General features: G+C 56.2%; 2 rRNA genes. Both read left to right on the top strand.

The window, feature by feature from the left end:
* Positions 1-91 precede the first annotated feature (91 nt).
* A 16S ribosomal RNA gene (locus tag ACX80I_RS17215) occupies positions 92-1,625 on the top strand.
* 642 nt (positions 1,626-2,267) lie between these two features.
* Positions 2,268-5,424: ribosomal RNA gene (locus ACX80I_RS17220) — 23S ribosomal RNA — on the top strand.
* The 16S and 23S rRNA genes sit together here, the layout of an rRNA operon.
* The last annotated feature ends 11 nt before the right edge of the window (positions 5,425-5,435 follow it).

Genomic DNA, 5,435 nt, shown 5'->3' on the forward strand with positions numbered 1-5,435 from the left:
GTGTGTGGTGGCTGGTTTTTTTGGCTGGTTTCGAATTTTGTGCAGGGGTGTTGCCCGTTTTCCCGGGTGGTGTCCTTGTGTCTGTAATGCATTTACGGAGAGTTTGATCCTGGCTCAGGATGAACGCTGGCGGCGTGCTTAACACATGCAAGTCGAACGATGAACCTCACTTGTGGGGGGATTAGTGGCGAACGGGTGAGTAACACGTGAGTAACCTGCCCTTGACTCTGGGATAAGCCTGGGAAACCGGGTCTAATACTGGATACGACCTTCTGGCGCATGCCATGTTGGTGGAAAGCTTTTGTGGTTTTGGATGGACTCGCGGCCTATCAGCTTGTTGGTGGGGTAATGGCCTACCAAGGCGACGACGGGTAGCCGGCCTGAGAGGGTGACCGGCCACACTGGGACTGAGACACGGCCCAGACTCCTACGGGAGGCAGCAGTGGGGAATATTGCACAATGGGCGCAAGCCTGATGCAGCGACGCCGCGTGAGGGATGAAGGCCTTCGGGTTGTAAACCTCTTTCAGTAGGGAAGAAGCCGGCTCTTTGGGTTGGTGACGGTACCTGCAGAAGAAGCGCCGGCTAACTACGTGCCAGCAGCCGCGGTAATACGTAGGGCGCAAGCGTTATCCGGAATTATTGGGCGTAAAGAGCTCGTAGGCGGTTTGTCGCGTCTGCCGTGAAAGTCCGGGGCTTAACCCCGGATCTGCGGTGGGTACGGGCAGACTAGAGTGCAGTAGGGGAGACTGGAATTCCTGGTGTAGCGGTGAAATGCGCAGATATCAGGAGGAACACCGATGGCGAAGGCAGGTCTCTGGGCTGTAACTGACGCTGAGGAGCGAAAGCATGGGGAGCGAACAGGATTAGATACCCTGGTAGTCCATGCCGTAAACGTTGGGCACTAGGTGTGGGGGACATTCCACGTTTTCCGCGCCGTAGCTAACGCATTAAGTGCCCCGCCTGGGGAGTACGGCCGCAAGGCTAAAACTCAAAGGAATTGACGGGGGCCCGCACAAGCGGCGGAGCATGCGGATTAATTCGATGCAACGCGAAGAACCTTACCAAGGCTTGACATGAACCGGAATGATGCAGAGATGTGTCAGCCACTTGTGGCCGGTTTACAGGTGGTGCATGGTTGTCGTCAGCTCGTGTCGTGAGATGTTGGGTTAAGTCCCGCAACGAGCGCAACCCTCGTTCCATGTTGCCAGCGGGTTATGCCGGGGACTCATGGGAGACTGCCGGGGTCAACTCGGAGGAAGGTGGGGACGACGTCAAATCATCATGCCCCTTATGTCTTGGGCTTCACGCATGCTACAATGGCCGGTACAAAGGGTTGCGATACTGTGAGGTGGAGCTAATCCCAAAAAGCCGGTCTCAGTTCGGATTGAGGTCTGCAACTCGACCTCATGAAGTTGGAGTCGCTAGTAATCGCAGATCAGCAACGCTGCGGTGAATACGTTCCCGGGCCTTGTACACACCGCCCGTCAAGTCACGAAAGTTGGTAACACCCGAAGCCGGTGGCCTAACCCCTTGTGGGAGGGAGCCGTCGAAGGTGGGACCGGCGATTGGGACTAAGTCGTAACAAGGTAGCCGTACCGGAAGGTGCGGCTGGATCACCTCCTTTCTAAGGAGCGCCTCAGGTTCCGCTCGTCCATCCTCTGTGGTGGGTGTGTGGCCTGCAGGAGTCAGCCCATAGCGCGGGCGTTTGTTCCGCGGTGGGTGCTCATGGGTGGAATATCAATGAATAGGTGCGGCCATGGTGGTCGCCTGGCTGTTAGTACTGTGCGCGGTGGCGCCTTCGGATCATGGCAGGGACGAGTAATCGTGTCCTGGTGTGTGGGGGTGTTGGTGGGTGCGTGGAACGCGGGTGGGTGGTCGTGATCGTGGTCGTGGTGTTTGGCACACTGTTGGGTCCTGAGATAACAGGGCTCCTTCGTGTCGTGGTGTCGTGTCCTGGTGGGCTCGTTTCCTGGTTGTCCGTGTGGCGGTTGTGTCCGTTGCGGGGGTGGTCGGGGGGTGGGCCGGCGGGGCGGGGTCGCTGCGGTGGGGTGGGGCGTGTTGTTTCTGGTTTTCCCGCGCAGGTCGTGCGCTCTTTTCTCCCTTCGGTGGGGGTCCCCTTTGGGGGTGGGTGTGCGGGTGTGACGGGGTTGTTGGTTGAGAACTGCATAGTGGACGCGAGCATCTTAAAAAGAAGCAATTTCTAAGATAAATCTGGTTTCGGACGTATGTCCGGGCCTGGTTTTCTCGATATGTTTTTGATCTTAGTGGTCAAGTTTTTAAGGGCACACGGTGGATGCCTTGGCATCAGGAGCCGATGAAGGACGTGGGAATCTGCGATAAGCCTGGGGGAGTTGATAACCGAACTTTGATCCCAGGATGTCCGAATGGGGAAACCCCGCCCGGCGCGCGAGTGACCGGGTGACCCGTATCTGAACACATAGGGTACGTGGAGGGAACGTGGGGAAGTGAAACATCTCAGTACCCACAGGAAGAGAAAACAATAGTGATTCCGTCAGTAGTGGCGAGCGAACGCGGATCAGGCTAAACCAGTGGTGTGTGATAGCCGGCGGGCGTTGCATCACTGGGGTTGTGGGACTTTCCGTTCCAGTTCTGCCGGACTGGTGAAATGTGTGCGTGCGTATAGGTGAACGGGTTTGAAAGCCCGGCCGGAGAGGGTGTTAGTCCCGTAACCGTAATGCGTGACGCCGTTTGGAGAGGATCCCAAGTAGCACGGGGCCCGAGAAATCCCGTGCGAATCTGCCAGGACCACCTGGTAAGCCTAAATACTCCCTGATGACCGATAGCGGACCAGTACCGTGAGGGAAAGGTGAAAAGTACCCCGGGAGGGGAGTGAAATAGTACCTGAAACCGTGTGCCTACAAACCGTCGGAGCAGACTTGTTTCTGTGACGGCGTGCCTTTTGAAGAATGAGCCTGCGAGTTAGTGTTACGTCGCGAGGTTAACCCGTGTGGGGAAGCCGTAGCGAAAGCGAGTCTGAATAGGGCGACCTGAGTGGCGTGATCTAGACCCGAAGCGAAGTGATCTACCCATGGCCAGGTTGAAGCGACGGTAAGACGTCGTGGAGGACCGAACCCACTTCAGTTGAAAATGGAGGGGATGAGCTGTGGGTAGGGGTGAAAGGCCAATCAAACTTCGTGATAGCTGGTTCTCCCCGAAATGCATTTAGGTGCAGCGTTGCGTGTTTCTTACCGGAGGTAGAGCTACTGGATGGCTAATGGGCCCTACAAGGTTACTGACGTCAGCCAAACTCCGAATGCCGGTAAGTGAGAGCGCAGCAGTGAGACTGTGGGGGATAAGCTTCATAGTCGAGAGGGAAACAGCCCAGACCACCAACTAAGGCCCCTAAGCGTGTGCTAAGTGGGAAAGGATGTGGAGTTGCCCAGACAACCAGGAGGTTGGCTTAGAAGCAGCCACCCTTGAAAGAGTGCGTAATAGCTCACTGGTCAAGTGATTCCGCGCCGACAATGTAGCGGGGCTCAAGTACACCGCCGAAGTTGTGGCATTCACATAAATACCTAAGCCGGAGACTTGTTCTCCTGGTTCAAGGGTGTGGATGGGTAGGGGAGCGTCGTGTGGGCGGTGAAGTCGCGGTGTAAACCAGCGGTGGAGCCTACACGAGTGAGAATGCAGGCATGAGTAGCGAAAGACGGGTGAGAAACCCGTCCGCCGAATGATCAAGGGTTCCAGGGTCAAGCTAATCTGCCCTGGGTAAGTCGGGACCTAAGGCGAGGCCGACAGGCGTAGTCGATGGACAACGGGTTGATATTCCCGTACCGGCGAAGAACCGCCAATACTGATCGAGGGATACTAACCGCCAGAAGCATGACCGCCCACCCTTGTGGTGACGTGGTTTTTTGTGGATCGCGGGACCTGATCTCGGGAGGTAAGCGTATTAACAGGTGTGACGCAGGAAGGTAGCCAAGCCGGGCGATGGTTGTCCCGGTCTAAGGATGTAGGGCAGGACGTAGGCAAATCCGCGTCCTTGTGTTCGATCACGAGCCTGAGATCTGATGGGACCCCCGTATGGGGGAATTTGGTGATCCTATGCTGCCGAGAAAAGCATCGGCGCGAGGTTCCAGCCGCCCGTACCCCAAACCGACACAGGTGATCAGGTAGAGAATACTAAGGCGATCGAGAGAATTATGGTTAAGGAACTCGGCAAAATGCCCCCGTAACTTCGGGAGAAGGGGGGCCCCAACCGTGATGGTGACTAGCTCACCGGAGCGGATCAGGGCCGCAGAGACCAGGGGGAAGCGACTGTTTACTAAAAACACAGGTCCGTGCGAAGTCGCAAGACGATGTATACGGACTGACTCCTGCCCGGTGCTGGAAGGTTAAGAGGACCGGTTAGTTTCACGCTTGCGTGGGACGAAGCTGGGAATTTAAGCCCCAGTAAACGGCGGTGGTAACTATAACCATCCTAAGGTAGCGAAATTCCTTGTCGGGTAAGTTCCGACCTGCACGAATGGAGTAACGACTTCCCCGCTGTCTCAACCATAAACTCGGCGAAATTGCAGTACGAGTAAAGATGCTCGTTACGCGCAGCAGGACGGAAAGACCCCGAGACCTTCACTATAGTTTGGTATTGGTGTTCGGTGTGGCTTGTGTAGGATAGGTGGGAGACTGTGAAGCGTGGACGCCAGTTCACGTGGAGTCATCGTTGAAATACCACTCTGGTCACTCTGGATATCTAACTTCGGCCCGTAATCCGGGTCAGGGACAGTGCCTGATGGGTAGTTTAACTGGGGCGGTTGCCTCCTAAAAAGTAACGGAGGCGCCCAAAGGTTCCCTCAGCCTGGTTGGCAATCAGGTGGCGAGTGTAAGTGCACAAGGGAGCTTGACTGTGAGAGAGACATCTCAAGCAGGGACGAAAGTCGGGACTAGTGATCCGGCGGCACATTGTGGAATGGCCGTCGCTCAACGGATAAAAGGTACCTCGGGGATAACAGGCTGATCTTGCCCAAGAGTCCATATCGACGGCATGGTTTGGCACCTCGATGTCGGCTCGTCGCATCCTGGGGCTGGAGTAGGTCCCAAGGGTTGGGCTGTTCGCCCATTAAAGCGGTACGCGAGCTGGGTTTAGAACGTCGTGAGACAGTTCGGTCCCTATCCGCTGCGCGCGCAGGAAATTTGAGAAGGGCTGTCCTTAGTACGAGAGGACCGGGACGGACGAACCTCTGGTGTGTCAGTTGTACTGCCAAGTGCACCGCTGATTAGCTACGTTCGGATGGGATAACCGCTGAAAGCATCTAAGCGGGAAGCCTGCTTCAAGATGAGATTTCCATACACCTAGAGTGTGAGAGGCCCCCAGCCAGACCACTGGGTTGATAGGCCGGATGTGGAAGCAGGGACGAAAGACCTGTGAAGCTGACCGGTACTAATAAGCCGATAACTTACACCACACACCCACCCC

The sequence above is a fragment of the Arthrobacter rhamnosi genome (assembly GCF_054510855.1).